Raw genomic sequence first — 11,722 nt, 5'->3', positions numbered from 1 at the left:
TCTCAGACGCTCCCGAAGCGCCTTGTCCCGCCCGGAGTCACCACCACATGCACGGGACGGTCGTGCGGCTCCTCCGGGACCCGGGCGACCACCTCGTGGTCGTACAGCAGCACCGCGAGGACGGCCCCCGCCCCCGCCGCCTCCAGCCGGGCCAGGACGCGGTCGTACGACCCGCCGCCGCGCCCCAGCCGCATCCCGCGCCCGTCCACGGCCAGCCCGGGAAGCAGCACCACCCGCGCCTGAAGCACCGCGCCCACCCCCAGCCGCGCACCGTCGGGCTCCAGCAGCCCCCGCCCCGCGGGCGCCAGCCGCTCCGCCCCCTCGTACGCCGCCCAGTCCAGATCGTCGTCCGGCAGCAGCACGGGCAGGAGGACCCGCGCCCCCCGCTCGCGCAGCGCGTCGAGCAGCGCGCGCGTGCCGGGCTCGCGTCCTACGGAGACGTACGCGGCGACGGTCCCGGCCCCCGTGAGCTCGGGCAGTTCCAGGGCCCGCCGGGCGAGAACCGCGGAGGCGTTCCGCGCGTCCTCCTCAGAGAGGAGGCGACGTCCGGCGAGGAGTTCCCGCCGAAGTGCGGGCTTTCCTGACTTGTCGTAATTCAATGGACTTCGCAAATCTCTCGTATGCGTATGTATGGAGAGAAAGTTAACCGGAGCCACATCTTCCCCTCATGAGTGGCGGATATGGTTCTCGGCATGACTCAGTCGCCCCCCAGGATCAGCAAGGCCGTCATCCCCGCCGCCGGCCTCGGAACACGATTCCTGCCTGTCACCAAGGCCACTCCCAAAGAGATGCTGCCTGTCGTGGACAAGCCCGCGATCCAGTACGTGGTCGAGGAAGCCGTGATGGCAGGGCTCTCCGACGTTCTCATGGTCACCGGACGCAACAAGCGTCCCCTGGAAGACCACTTCGACCGAAATTACGAACTGGAGGAGGCGCTCACCCGCAAGGGAGACACCGAACGCCTCGCCAAGGTGCAGGAGTCCAGCGACCTGGCGACGATGCACTACGTCCGGCAGGGCGATCCCAAGGGCCTGGGCCACGCCGTCCTGTGCGCCGCTCCGCACGTCGGCGACCAGCCCTTCGCGGTTCTCCTCGGTGACGACCTGATCGACCCCCGCGACCCGCTGCTGTCCCGCATGGTCGAGATCCAGGAGCGCGAGGGCGGCAGCGTCATCGCGCTGATGGAGGTCGAGCCCGACCAGATCCACCTCTACGGATGCGCCGCCGTCGAGCCCACCCCCTACGGGGACGTGGTGAAGGTGCACGACCTGGTCGAGAAGCCCGACGCGGCGGACGCCCCGAGCAACTACGCCATCATCGGCCGTTACGTCCTGGACCCCGCCGTCTTCGAGATACTGCGCCAGACCGAGCCGGGCCGCGGTGGTGAGATCCAGCTCACCGACGCGCTCCAGCAGCTGTCCGCCGACGAGAAGGTCGGCGGCCCGGTCCACGGCGTCGTCTTCAAGGGACGCCGCTATGACACGGGTGACCGCGGCGACTATCTGCGTGCCATTGTCAGACTCGCGTGCGAACGTGAAGACCTGGGACCGGACTTCCGGGCCTGGCTCCGCAGTTACGTCAACGAGGAGATGTAGCACCTTGAGCAGTACGGCGACACCGGCACCGGCATCCGTCTCGGGCCAAGGACGGCTCTGGACGGTGGACGAGCACCTGGCGGACATCCTCGCCACGGTCCGCCCGCTCGACCCGATCGAGCTGCAACTGCCCGACGCCCAGGGCTGCGTCCTCGTCGAGGACGTCACGGTGCCGGTGGCCCTGCCGCCGTTCGACAACAGCTCCATGGACGGCTACGCGGTCCGTACGGCCGACGTGTCCGGCGCCGACGAGGAGTTCCCGGCCGTCCTGACCGTCATCGGCGACATCGCGGCGGGCGGTGACTCCCTGCCCCGCGTCGGCCCCGGCCAGGCCGCCCGGATCATGACCGGGGCACCGCTCCCGCCGGGCGCCGAGGCCGTCGTCCCCGTCGAGTGGACCGACGGCGGTACGGGCGGCGGAGCCGCCACCTCCATGCGGCCGGCCGGCTCCGACCCCGAGGGCTCCGGCGGCGAGGTCCGGGTGTACCGCCCCGTCGAGCCCCGCGCCCATGTCCGCGCGCGCGGCAGCGACGTCCAGGCCGGGGACCTCGCCCTGGAGGCCGGCACGATCCTGGGACCGCCGCAGATCGGTCTGCTGTCCGCCATCGGCCGCGCCACCGTGCGGGTCCACCCACGCCCGCGCGTGGTCGTCCTGTCGACCGGCAGCGAACTGGTCCAGCCGGGCGAGCCGTTGGGCCAGGGCCAGATCTACGACTCCAACAGCTTCGCCCTCACCGCCGCCGCGCGGGACGCGGGCGCCATCGCCTACCGGGTCGGCGCGGTCACCGACGACGCGGAGACCCTCCGCTCCACCATCGAGGACCAGCTGATCCGCGCGGACCTGGTGGTGACGACCGGCGGGGTCAGCGTCGGGGCGTACGACGTGGTCAAGGAGGCGCTGTCCTCCGTAGGAGACGAGGACGAGCCGGGCAGCGGCATCGACTTCCGCACGCTCGCGATGCAGCCGGGCAAGCCCCAGGGCTTCGGCTCGATCGGCCCCGAGCACACCCCGCTGCTCGCCCTCCCCGGCAATCCCGTCTCCAGTTACGTCTCCTTCGAGCTGTTCGTACGCCCCGCGATCCGCGCGCTCATGGGCCGCCAGGACGTCCACCGCCCGACGGTCCGCGCGACCCTGAAGGCCGACAAGGCGCTGACGTCCCCGGCCGGCCGGCGCCAGTTCCTGCGCGGTACGTACGACGCCGAGAGGGGCTCGGCCGTCCCCGTCGGCGGCGCCGGTTCCCATCTCGTCGCCGCCCTCGCCCACGCGGACGCGCTGATCGTGGTCCCAGAGGAGGCCACGTCGGTGGAGCCCGGAAGCGAGGTCGACGTGGTGCTGCTCGGCTGACGGCCGCCCGGTGGCGGTAGCGTGTCCTGCCTAACAGGCCCCGCCGGGCCCGGACCGGGAGCGCCACAGCGATGACTGCGTTTTCCCGGGGGGAGACCCCCGGACCTTCTCGACAAGGCCGCCTGACGCATATCGACGAGGCGGGCGCGGCCCGCATGGTCGACGTCTCCGCCAAGGAGGTCACCGCGCGCACCGCCAGCGCGAGCGGCCGGGTGCTGGTGTCGCCGCGCGTGGTCGAACTGCTGCGGGGCGAGGGGGTGCCCAAGGGCGACGCCCTGGCCACCGCACGTATCGCGGGCATCATGGGCGCGAAACGGACCCCGGACCTGATCCCGCTCTGCCATCCACTGGCGGTCTCGGGAGTCACGCTCGACCTCGCCGTCGCGGACGACGCGGTCGAGATCCTGGCGACGGTGCGGACGACGGACCGCACGGGCGTCGAGATGGAGGCCCTGACCGCGGTCTCGGTCGCGGCGCTGACAGTGGTCGACATGGTGAAGGCCGTCGACAAGGGCGCCGTCATCACGGACGTACGGGTCGAGGAGAAGACCGGCGGCAAGTCCGGCCACTGGTCCCGCCGGGCAGCGGCCGGGCCTGAGCATCCGAACGGGACACCGGAGAGGGGCACGGCATGACCGATCCCGCCGAGAGCGGCCCCGCGGCCCCCGCGCCGCGGGCGAGGAAGCCGTACCGCGCGCTGGTCGTCACCGCGTCCAACCGCGCGGCGGCCGGCGTGTACGCGGACACCGGAGGCCCGGTCATCGTGAACGCCCTCACGGAGCTGGGCTTCTCCGTCCAGGGACCGCTGGTCGTACCCGACGGCGACCCGGTCGAGCAGGCCCTGCGGGACGGGGTGGCCGCCTCGTACGCCGTCATCCTGACCACCGGCGGCACCGGCGTCTCGCCCACCGACCGCACCCCCGAGGCCACCCGTCGCGTCCTCGACCAGGAGATCCCCGGCATCCCCGAGGCGATCCGCGCCGAAGGCGCCCGCAAGGTCCCCACCGCCGCGCTCTCTCGGGGCCTCGCGGGCGTCGCGGGCCGGACCCTGATCGTGAATCTGCCGGGGTCCTCCGGCGGTGTACGGGACGGGCTCGCCGTCCTCGACCGGCTGCTCGTCCACGCCGTCGACCAGATCCACGGCGGCGATCACCCCCGTACCGACGGATGAACCCCTTCTGGCCCGTGGCGCTGGTGGACGGCGATGTCGTCCTGCGCCCCATAAAGTCGCGCGACCAGCGGGCCTGGCGCGAGGTGAACCGGCGCAACCGCGAGTGGCTCCGTCCCTGGGAGGCGACGATCCCGCCGCCGCCCCCCGGCGCCCCGGTCGCCCAGCGGCCGACGTACCGGCAGATGGTCCGTCATCTGCGGGCCGAGGCGAACGCGGGGCGGATGCTGCCGTTCGTCATCGAGTACCAGGGGCGCCTGGTCGGCCAGTTGACGGTGGCCGGGATCACCTGGGGCTCGATGTGCTCGGGGCATGTCGGCTACTGGGTGGACCGCGACGTCGCGGGGCGCGGCGTCATGCCGACGGCTGTGGCCCTCGCCGTCGACCACTGTTTCCGCATGGTGGGGATGCACCGGATCGAGGTCTGTATTCGCCCCGAGAACGGGCCGAGCCGCCGTGTCGTGGAGAAACTCGGATTCCGCGAGGAAGGCACGCGCCCCCGCTATCTGCACATCGACGGGGCCTGGCGGGACCATCTGGTCTTCGCGCTGACGGCGGAGGAAGTGCCCGAGGGACTCCTGTACCGCTGGCACCAGGCGCGACCTGGTACGCCCTATAAATAAAACAAGCGTTCGAAATTAATCCCTGTCCGACCATCAAGTGATCCGAACAATCACAAAAAAAGTCCGTGATATCAGCCAGATCGTGCGACACACCGGCTCAATTGGCGGATGCCCCCGCGCGAACACCTCTACGGTGTGAACCGTGAGCAGCAGCGGCCTCATCTACGCAGTCATCGTCGGGGCCTGGGCCGCCTACTTGGTACCGATGTGGCTCCGCAGGCAGGACGAGCTGAACGAAGCCCGTCCGACGGAACGCTTCAGCACCGCCATCCGGCTGCTGTCCGGACGGGCGGCGATGGAGCGCCGGTACGCCAAGGAGTTGCAGGACCGCACCACCGAGGAGGCCGGGCCCGACGGTGCACCGGACGTCGCGGCGGAGCCGACGAGCTCTGTCGACGTCCGGTCCTTCTCCGCGCCCGCGGCCCATACGGAAGCCCGCCTGGAGATCCCGGCACCGGCCCCGGCCCCGGCACCGCCCGAACGGCGCGCTCGCCCCTCTTCCGGCGCCGCGGCCGAACGCGCCCGGCGCGCCCAGCGTTCGCAGGTACTCGCCCGCCGCCGGCGCACCACCGTCGTGCTCTTCCTCGCCTTCACGACCGGCGCGATCGTCGCGGGCGTCCAAGGGCTCGCCTTCCTGTGGGCGCCGGGCGTCCCCGCCGTACTCCTCAGCGCGTACATCGTGCATCTGCGCGCCCAGGAACGGCGCCGCTTCGTCTTCACCATGGACCGCCGCAGGGCCGAGATCGCCGCGCAGCGCCTGCGCGAGAACCGCCCCCGCCGCCACCACCAGGCCGCGGCCCCGGCGGACCCCGACGAGGAGCCCGACCCCCGCCCCGCCCCGGAACCGGCCGCCTCGGTCTCCCCGCAGGAGGCCGGCCGCCGCGCGCTGGTCGAGCAGACGGACCACGCGGAGTGGGTCGACCAGCAACGCGAACGCGAGCGCGGCCCGGCCCGCGGCGACAGCTGGGAGCCGGTCCCGGTCCCGCTCCCGACGTATGTGACGGCCCCGGTCGCCCCGCGCGCCTCGGGCGGCGTGAACGTCAGCGACCCGGAGACCTGGAGCGCGGCCCGCTCCTCCACGGCGGAACCGACCCCCGCGGACGCGCCCACCCCCGAACCCCCCGCCCCACGCCGCCCCCGCGACCGCGGCCGCGGCCGGACCCCACTGTTCGACCAGTACGACGAGGACGACCGCCCCCGCGCCGCCAACGAGTGACCAGCGCGGAACGGATTTCCAAGCAGCCCGACGGGGGTGCTAAAGTTTCATTCGTCGCAAGGGCCTGTGGCGCAGTCTGGTAGCGCACCTCGTTCGCATCGAGGGGGTCTGGGGTTCAAATCCCCACAGGTCCACCGCGTTCACGAAGATCCCGTCCGATCGTCACGATCGGACGGGATCTTCGTTTTCCGGCGGGTCCCGTTCTCCCGCGTCCTCACTGCCCGTCAGGACCTCGCCGGCACCGGTTCCGCCGGGCCGGCCCACACCCGGCAGGAGACGGCCACCACCAGCGGCCACACGGCCTGGACGACGGTCACCACCCGTTCCGCGATGCCCGGTGCCTTCCCGCTCTGCAGCTCGAACACGAACCACAGCGCGCAGAGGCACATCGCGGCGCTCGCCACGACCGACACCTTGAACCGGAGTCCCCACGGCGCGTGTCGCTTCCGGCGGCGCGCGGCCAGTGCCGGCCAGATCGCGAGCAGGACGAAGCCGGTGGCGGCCACCACCCCGTGGCCCAGCGCCCCGCCGCTGAGAGGTGCCGGGACCAGGGTCAGGGCCATCGCCGCGACCCCGCCGCCCGCCAGGGCGAGGCGGCCGGGGAGCGCCGCCTCGCGCAGGCCGTGTGCCGTGGCCATGTAGCAGGCTCCAAGCACCAGCAGTATTCCCGTCATGAGCCAGTAGCCGCGGGCACCGTAGGACGCGAGGATGCTGAGCGTTTCCACCGCGGGGTTGTAGGCCGGTCCTTGCAGCACCTGCGAGATCGCCGAGGCACCGACCAGAAGCACAGGGGCGCCGCTCGCGGAGAGCAGCACCCACCAGGGGGCACGTCGCATCAGCCCACCGTAAACAGCACGCGCACTCTCTTCCCGTTGACACACCATCACCTGAACCAACCGGGCCCCGCACCCGTGCCTCCTGTACAAGATCCGCGGCACAGGCCGCCACCTCTACAGGAGAACCCCATGGCCACGGCGCCCCCACAACAGCCGGAACCGCAGGCGGCGACGAGCGGCGGTCCGGAGGGCAAGGACAACTGGCTCGCGCGCATGGCGCTGCGCTTCACCGCGTTCACCGAGAAGTGGCTGCCCGACGCGCTCGGGTTCGTCCTCGTCGGTACGTTCGCGGTCTTCGCGCTCGGACTCGCCACCGGGGAGGGGCTGTACGGGCGGCCCGACGACCCCGCCGACACCGCCGGGTTCGGGCTGGTGGACGCGTGGGGGCAGGGATTCTGGTCGCTCATCACCTTCACGCTCCAGATGGCGATGATCATCATCGCCGGGTACGCGGTCGCCGTCTCCCCGCCGATGAGCCGGCTGATCGCCAGGATCGCGCGCGTGCCCCGTACCCCGCGTGGCGCCATCGCGTTCACCGCCGCCGTCGCCATGGCGACCTCGTACCTCAACTGGGCCTTCAGCCTCATCTTCACGGCGATCCTGGCCAAGGAGATAGCCCGGCGTATCCAGGGTGTGGACTACCGGGCGCTCGGCGCGATGGCCTTCCTCGGGCTCGGGACCGTCTGGGCGCAGGGGCTGTCGGGGTCCGCCGCGCTCCAGGTCGCCAGTGAGGCATCGAGCCCGCCCGCCGTCCAGGAGGTCATCGCGGACGGGCGCGGCGGCAGCGGGCTCATCCCGCTCACCGAGACCATCTTCCTGTGGCAGGGCATGGTCGCCACGGCGATCATCTTCGTCATCGCGGTCGTCATGGCCTGGTTCCTCTCCCCGTCCCCCGAGCGCGCGAAGACCGCGGAGCAGCTCGGTATCGAGCTGGGCCCGAGCGTCGCCGAGAAGCGGGCGGAGACGCGGCGCGGCCGGCCGGGGGAGTGGATCGAGTACAGCCCCGTCTTCGCGATCCTGTTGTTCGCGCTGGGTGCCTGGTACCTCGTACGGCACTTCGCCCTCGCCGAGGGCGACCCGCTCAACGCGCTCGACCTCAACACCGTCAACCTCATCCTGATCCTGCTGGCCCTCATCCTGCACTGGCGCCCCGTCCGTCTCGCCCAGGCCGTCAAGGAGGGCACACCCGCCGCGTCCGGCGTTCTCCTCCAATTCCCCCTCTACGGCGGCATCTTCGGGATGATCGCCTTCACCGGGCTGAGCAAGACCATCGCCGGCTGGCTGGTCTCGGTGTCGAACGAGTTCTTCTATCCGGCCTTCATCGGCATCTACAGCATGGTGCTGGGCGTCTTCGTGCCCAGCGGCGGCAGCAAGTGGGTCATCGAGGCGCCGTACGTCCTGGAGGCGGCCAACCAGCTGCAGGTGAACCAGGGCTGGATCGTCGTCGTGTACGACCTCGGCGAGGCCAGCGCCAATCTGCTCCAGCCGTTCTGGATGCTGCCCACGCTGACGATCCTCGGCCTCAAGGCGCGCGACATCATGGGCTACACCTTCGCCATGTTCCTCGCCTGTTTCCCCGCGGTGCTGATCCTGGTGACCCTCTTCGCCCGTACGCTTCCCTTCCCGTAGGGAAGAGGACACGCGGAGGAGTGGCGGACGTGCGGCGTATCGACGTGGCGGAGCGGCGGGCACGGCTGGGCGTACGGCATCGGCTCGCGGTGGCCGCCCGCGCGGACGGTCCCGTCGAGGTGGCACGCGCCCTCGTGGCGCTGCACAGCACCGACCCCACTTCCGTGTACGTCGCCACCTGGGCACGGACGAACGGCGGTGCGGTACGGGACGTGGAACGCGCCCTGTACGAGGACCGCTCCCTCATCCGCCTCCTCGGTATGCGCCGTACCGTCTTCGTCACCCCACTCGACGTGGCCCCCGTGATGCAGGCGGCCTGCTCGCACGCGGTGGCCGCGCGCGAACGCCGCAAGCTGCTCGGCTTCCTGGCCGCGTCGGGGGTCGCGGACGACGAGGCGGGCGTACGCGAGTGGCTGGCCGAGACGGAGAGCATCGCCGTGCGCGCGCTCGCCGCACGCGGTGAGTCCACGGCCGCCGAACTCGCCGGCGACGACGCCCGCCTCAGTACGAAGGTCGTGCTGTCGGCCGGCAAGGACTACGAGGGCACCCAGAAGGTCGCGAGCCGGCTGCTGCTCCTGCTCGCCGCCGAGGGCCGTGTCGTACGCGGCCGGCCACGCGGCTCGTGGGCCTCGCACCAGTACCGCTGGGCCCCGCTGACCGACTGGTTCCCCGGCGGCCTCGCACCGTGGGACACCCACCGCGCGGAGGAGGAACTGGCCAGGCGCTGGCTGCGGGCGTTCGGACCGGCGACGGCCGACGATCTGCGCTGGTGGGCTGGGTGGACGAAGACGCAGGTCAAGCGGGTGCTGACGGAGCTGAAGCCGGTCGAGGTCGATCTCGGCGGCGGTACGACGGGTCTGCTCCTGCCCGACGACCTCGCGGAGACCGCGCCGCCCGAGCCGTGGGCCGCGCTGCTGCCCGCGCTCGACTCCACGCCGATGGGCTGGCACGAACGCGACTGGTTCCTCGGCGACCACGGCCCACGCCTCTTCGACAAGGTCGGGAACATCGGCCCCTCGCTGTGGTGGGACGGCCGCGTCGTCGGCGGCTGGGCGCAGGACAGTAGCGGCGAGATCGTGTGCCGCTTCCTGGAGGACGTCGGCGCGGACGCCGAGGCGGCGGTACGACGCGAGGCGGAGCGCCTCGCCGTCCCCCTGGGCGAGGTCAGACTCAGCGCCCGCACCCGGGGCCGCACCTGGCTGGAGGACGAACTGGCGGGTTAGGCAGCCTCCTTGGACCGGGCCGCGTCCTTGGGAGGCCGGCCCAGCGCCAGGCTCAGTGCCGCGCTGACGAGCAGCGCCGCCGTCGCCGTCAGGACGCTCGCCGTGAACGCCGTCGCGTACGCGTCACCGCCCCCGTCCCCGTCCACCACGGTGAAGAAGATCGTGCCCATCCCGGCCACCCCCACAGCCGCCCCGAACTGCTGGCTCGTGCTGTAGATGCCCGACGCCGAACCCGCGTGCTCGGGCGGCACGGTCGAGAAGAACAGCGTGCTGAGCGTCGGCATGACGAGATTCATCCCGACCCCGATCGCGGCCAGACCCGGCACCAGCGCCCAACTGTCCACGCTCCCCGGCGCCGTGGCCCCGGACGGCGCCGCGTACAGCACGGCCAGCGTGCCCGCCACGGCCAGCAGACACCCGGCCACCACCACCGAGCGGCCGAACCGGACGACGAGGCGCCCGACGAACGGGGACATGGCCAGACCGCCCGCGGAGAAGCCGATGGTCAGCACGCCCGCGTCCAACGCCGAATAGTGGTGCCCGTTCTGCAGCCACAGCACGAACACCAGCAGGAACCCGGTGAACGCGGCGAAGGCCACCAACTGCACGGTCAGCGCGGTGACGACCAGCCGGTTGCGGAACAGCGCCATCGGCAGCAGCGCCCCCGCCCGCCACGCCGGCCTCCGGTGCTCGGCGACCGCCAGCCCCAGCACCGCCAGGACACCCGCGGCCAGGCAGCTCCAGATCCACCAGGGCCAGCCGAACGTACGGCCCTCCATCAGCGGGAACACCATCGCGACCAGACCGGCGGTGAGCACCCCGGTCGACAGCCAGCGCGGCCGCGCGCTGCCCGGCACCCGGCTCTCCGGCACCAGCCAGGCCCCGAGCGCCACGAGCACTGCGGCGGCCGGGACGGTGATCAGGAAAACCGCGCGCCAGCCGAGCCCGGCGACGTCCGCGCCGATCAGGGCACCGCCGAGCAGCAGGCCCCCGGCCTGGGCGAGCCCGGCGACGATGCCGAACGTGCCGAAGACCGTGGCGCGTTCGCGGCCCTGGAAGAGGGTGAACAGGATGCTCATCACCTGCGGCGCGAGCGCCGCCGCGGCCAGCCCCTGCGCGGCGCGGGCGGCGATCAACTCCTCCGGACCGTTCGCGAAGCCGCTCCACAGCCCGGTGAGGCCGAAGGCGACGATCCCCAGCAGGAAGACCCGCTTGCGGCCCCACAGGTCCCCGGCGCGCGCGAAGGTGATCAGCGCGGCGGCGAAGGCCAGCAGATACGACGCGGAGATCCACTCGAGCTGGGTGGAGCTCGCGTCGAGGTCGCGCTGGATGGCCGGCAGTCCGACGTTGACGATCGTGACGTTCAGCAGGTCCAGCATGAAGGCCAGGATCAGTACGACCATGGCCACCCACCGCCGCGGGTGGGGTGATTGCCCGGTGTCGTCCGTGACCTCGCCGTCGCTCTCGGGCTGTACGGCCAGCTTCTCGGCAGTCATGACGGTCCCCCTGGTTGTCCGGTCCGGCGGCGTAAAATGGCAGCGGCGAGAGACTCGCCGAAGCGACTGTGTCGCCAGGACGACTAAGTCGTGGTGACGACAGATTAAGCAGGGAGGCCGTCGATGACAAACCCGTCAGCCGCGCTGTGCGACCGCATGCAGGCCGCGGCACTCCGGCACGCGGCGGCGTCCGCCCGGTTCGACCACGAGGTCGGGGCCCAGGCGGGGGTGACTCTCAGCACGTGGGAGGCGAACTTCGTCAACCTGCTGCGCCTGCACGGCCCGCTCAGCCCCGGGCAGTTGGGCCGGCTCGCCGGGGTCAGCTCGTCGGGGACCATCACCGGCGTGATCGACCGCCTGGAGCAGGTCGGTTACGTCACCAGGACCCGCAGCCGGGACGACCGCCGCAGGGTGACCGTGTCGCTGAACACCGCGTGGCTGGAGCGGGAGGACGCTCCCCGGCTCAAGCGGCTGCGCGCACTGCTCGCCGACTACGACGAGGCGCAGCTCACCACGATCGCGGAGTTCCTCACGCGTCTCGCGGACGTCGAGACCGAGGCGGCGGACGCCGTCGCGTAGCGACGCGCCCCC

Annotated in this window: 12 protein-coding genes and 1 tRNA gene; 10 read left to right on the top strand and 3 right to left on the bottom strand. The window is 71.9% G+C overall.

Features of this window, described 5'->3' with window-relative positions; translation table 11 throughout:
• Positions 1 to 2: 2 nt before the first annotated feature.
• Entirely contained in the window at positions 3 to 599 is a 597-nt protein-coding gene (locus ACFUN8_RS10050) for a 5-formyltetrahydrofolate cyclo-ligase (protein ID WP_383634129.1), read from the bottom strand.
• A 93-nt stretch (positions 600 to 692) separates the two neighbouring features.
• On the opposite strand from ACFUN8_RS10050, the gene galU reads away from it, so the two are divergent.
• From galU to ACFUN8_RS10015, 7 genes are all read left to right on the top strand, one after another.
• Entirely contained in the window at positions 693 to 1,595 is a 903-nt protein-coding gene (galU, locus tag ACFUN8_RS10045) for a UTP--glucose-1-phosphate uridylyltransferase GalU (RefSeq protein WP_382566211.1), read from the top strand.
• A 4-nt stretch (positions 1,596 to 1,599) separates the two neighbouring features.
• Entirely contained in the window at positions 1,600 to 2,940 is a 1,341-nt protein-coding gene (glp, locus tag ACFUN8_RS10040; protein ID WP_383634126.1) for a gephyrin-like molybdotransferase Glp, read from the top strand.
• Between the two features lie 71 nt (positions 2,941 to 3,011).
• Positions 3,012 to 3,575 (top strand): cyclic pyranopterin monophosphate synthase MoaC, encoded by a 564-nt coding sequence (gene moaC / locus ACFUN8_RS10035; RefSeq protein ID WP_383634124.1) that lies wholly within the window; start codon positions 3,012 to 3,014, stop codon positions 3,573 to 3,575.
• A complete protein-coding gene (locus ACFUN8_RS10030) occupies positions 3,572 to 4,111 on the top strand; it encodes a molybdenum cofactor biosynthesis protein B (protein ID WP_383634122.1) in 540 nt (179 codons plus the stop codon). The genes moaC and ACFUN8_RS10030 overlap by 4 nt, the downstream gene beginning before the upstream one ends.
• Positions 4,108 to 4,731, top strand: a complete 624-nt coding sequence (locus ACFUN8_RS10025; RefSeq protein WP_383634120.1) for a GNAT family N-acetyltransferase — start codon at positions 4,108 to 4,110, stop codon at positions 4,729 to 4,731. The genes ACFUN8_RS10030 and ACFUN8_RS10025 overlap by 4 nt, the downstream gene beginning before the upstream one ends.
• Positions 4,732 to 4,873: 142 nt before the next feature.
• Positions 4,874 to 5,947, top strand: a complete 1,074-nt coding sequence (gene glpR, locus ACFUN8_RS10020; RefSeq protein ID WP_383634118.1) for a gephyrin-like molybdotransferase receptor GlpR — start codon at positions 4,874 to 4,876, stop codon at positions 5,945 to 5,947.
• 60 nt (positions 5,948 to 6,007) lie between these two features.
• Positions 6,008 to 6,081, top strand: a tRNA-Ala gene (locus tag ACFUN8_RS10015).
• A gap of 90 nt (positions 6,082 to 6,171) precedes the next feature.
• Here the strand turns inward: ACFUN8_RS10015 and ACFUN8_RS10010 are convergent.
• A complete protein-coding gene (locus ACFUN8_RS10010; RefSeq protein WP_383634116.1) occupies positions 6,172 to 6,783 on the bottom strand; it encodes a DUF998 domain-containing protein in 612 nt (203 codons plus the stop codon).
• Between the two features lie 129 nt (positions 6,784 to 6,912).
• Between ACFUN8_RS10010 and ACFUN8_RS10005 the strand changes: the two genes are divergently transcribed.
• A complete protein-coding gene (locus tag ACFUN8_RS10005; RefSeq protein ID WP_383634114.1) occupies positions 6,913 to 8,412 on the top strand; it encodes a short-chain fatty acid transporter in 1,500 nt (499 codons plus the stop codon).
• A 38-nt stretch (positions 8,413 to 8,450) separates the two neighbouring features.
• Positions 8,451 to 9,635 carry a winged helix DNA-binding domain-containing protein gene (locus ACFUN8_RS10000; RefSeq protein WP_383634217.1) on the top strand — a complete coding sequence of 395 codons (1,185 nt, stop codon included), beginning with the start codon at positions 8,451 to 8,453 and terminating at the stop codon, positions 9,633 to 9,635.
• Here the strand turns inward: ACFUN8_RS10000 and ACFUN8_RS09995 are convergent.
• Positions 9,632 to 11,131, bottom strand: a complete 1,500-nt coding sequence (locus tag ACFUN8_RS09995) for an MFS transporter (RefSeq protein WP_383634112.1) — start codon at positions 11,129 to 11,131, stop codon at positions 9,632 to 9,634. The two genes, ACFUN8_RS10000 and ACFUN8_RS09995, sit on opposite strands and share 4 nt — an antisense overlap.
• Before the next feature lie 123 nt (positions 11,132 to 11,254).
• Between ACFUN8_RS09995 and ACFUN8_RS09990 the strand changes: the two genes are divergently transcribed.
• On the top strand, positions 11,255 to 11,710 hold the full coding sequence (locus tag ACFUN8_RS09990) for a MarR family winged helix-turn-helix transcriptional regulator (protein WP_383634110.1): 456 nt from the start codon (positions 11,255 to 11,257) through the stop codon (positions 11,708 to 11,710).
• Positions 11,711 to 11,722: the final 12 nt, after the last annotated feature.

This window comes from Streptomyces sp. NPDC057307, assembly GCF_042667665.1.
GTDB lineage: Bacteria > Actinomycetota > Actinomycetes > Streptomycetales > Streptomycetaceae > Streptomyces.
Note: the sequence above shows the minus strand (reverse complement) of the source record. Positions and strands in the feature narration are given on the sequence as shown.

Excerpts from the sequence above, each read along its gene's own strand:
- ACFUN8_RS10030 (WP_383634122.1), top strand. The coding sequence starts at position 3,572 with ATGACCGATCCCGCCGAGAGCGGCCCCGCGGCCCCCGCGCCGCGGGCG.
- ACFUN8_RS09990 (WP_383634110.1), top strand. The coding sequence starts at position 11,255 with ATGACAAACCCGTCAGCCGCGCTGTGCGACCGCATGCAGGCCGCGGCA.
- galU (WP_382566211.1), top strand. The coding sequence starts at position 693 with ATGACTCAGTCGCCCCCCAGGATCAGCAAGGCCGTCATCCCCGCCGCC.
- ACFUN8_RS10025 (WP_383634120.1), top strand. The coding sequence starts at position 4,108 with ATGAACCCCTTCTGGCCCGTGGCGCTGGTGGACGGCGATGTCGTCCTG.
- moaC (WP_383634124.1), top strand. The coding sequence starts at position 3,012 with ATGACTGCGTTTTCCCGGGGGGAGACCCCCGGACCTTCTCGACAAGGC.
- ACFUN8_RS09995 (WP_383634112.1), bottom strand. The coding sequence starts at position 11,131 with ATGACTGCCGAGAAGCTGGCCGTACAGCCCGAGAGCGACGGCGAGGTC.
- ACFUN8_RS10010 (WP_383634116.1), bottom strand. The coding sequence starts at position 6,783 with ATGCGACGTGCCCCCTGGTGGGTGCTGCTCTCCGCGAGCGGCGCCCCT.
- ACFUN8_RS10005 (WP_383634114.1), top strand. The coding sequence starts at position 6,913 with ATGGCCACGGCGCCCCCACAACAGCCGGAACCGCAGGCGGCGACGAGC.